The following is a 1,415-nucleotide window of genomic DNA, read 5'->3' as shown; positions in this document are numbered from 1 at the left end:
AGCCCATTTCGGCGCGGCAAAAAGATCCGCTTTCCAATGGAAGCGTAGATCTTTAAAAAGAGGTTACTAATTTTCGCTTTTGTTTAGAGTTTGGGAAGCTCGGCCTGGTCGCAAAGCGAACATTCACATCACGCCGAAATTGGACGCAAAGCGGGCATTCAGATCAGTAGTTAAACGCCCAGCATAGGCTACAAATTTCAAGGTATGCTGCGCCGAGGAAGCCGCCAAGCCTCTCGTCGTCCGAGTTCTTATTGGGCTAACAGCTTTTCGACCTGCATTAAATGTGCGATTCCGTTCTTTTCGAGAATTTGGTCAACGAAAAACCGTTCATACCCTGATTTTTTTATTTTTTTATTTAATCCTATCAATTTTAAGACAACTCCAAGTCCTTCCAATGCAAAATTAAAAGACGAATTAATGCCGTTCTCTTGCGTCAACCTATTAATAAACTTCAAAAACTCCTCACTTGCAGAAAGATTAGCCAATATATTTCCTTCTTTGACTTTAAGGCCATAGTCTTCCGCGTTTTTTATGAACTTTTCTCTGGCAATTAAAAACTCCGTCAGGACTTGCTCCTGGCTTTCTAAACCTGAAAGTCTACTCAAATACTGATGGAAGACCCTCATTCCATTTATACCATAAGCCTTCGACCGGATATCGTTAACAATTTTTGCTAACTCATCCCAAGACTTTTCATTGGGATCATATATCAAATTACCAACCAAAACCGCAAAAGGTTGTGGTGAAAGCAAATCAATCCCATTAAAAGATTCGAAGCTAGTTTTGTCTGAAGAGTCGATTAGTATGTCACCGTCTGGTTCCAAAATAGGCTCGACGCTGAAACCTAGTTTGTTCAGCAAATCAGATAAAACCAATACGCATAAATTCTTTACGCATCTCACACCTCTGCTATCAATATAGGTATCTCCGAAAATAGCTATTGGCTCATCATCGTCGAATAATATTTTTGCTGTAATTTTCAGCCAATCCTCATGACTTGACCATTGCCAGAAATGCGGCTTTCCAACTTTTAGCCTGTAAAGTATATCAGTGCTATTTTTTAATTCGTGTTTGTCGAATCCAGTGCTCGAAAATTTAGAGATCACCGATATCAGAGCATCTGTGAAACGGACTGCTAGATTATTTTGTTCCGGGGTATCCCAAAGTGAGATCAAGTGCTGATCGATTACTGGAAAGCCGTCACCTGGCAAAAAAACCGATTTGCTTGAACAGAATAGAGACTTTCCGCTTGAGTTGTGTATACAGATACATCGCTCAAAGTAAAGAGGACTAAGTTTGTTTGGCTGATAGCAAACAGCTATCCTCTTTGTTTTATCTAGTGATATTTTCATTTTGTTGTCACCAAAACCAATTCAAAAGCCCGACCCGCATTAGTAGAGACAACCGCCGCAACC

Annotated in this window: 1 protein-coding gene; it reads right to left on the bottom strand. The window is 40.3% G+C overall.

The window, feature by feature from the left end:
* Positions 1–248 precede the first annotated feature (248 nt).
* Complete coding sequence (locus ABJF11_RS10390) at positions 249–875, bottom strand: hypothetical protein (RefSeq protein ID WP_348119782.1); 627 nt, start codon at positions 873–875, stop codon at positions 249–251.
* Positions 876–1,415: the final 540 nt, after the last annotated feature.

The organism is Reichenbachiella sp. (assembly GCF_039941815.1).
Lineage (GTDB): Bacteria > Bacteroidota > Bacteroidia > Cytophagales > Cyclobacteriaceae > Reichenbachiella.
Note: the sequence above shows the minus strand (reverse complement) of the source record. Positions and strands in the feature narration are given on the sequence as shown.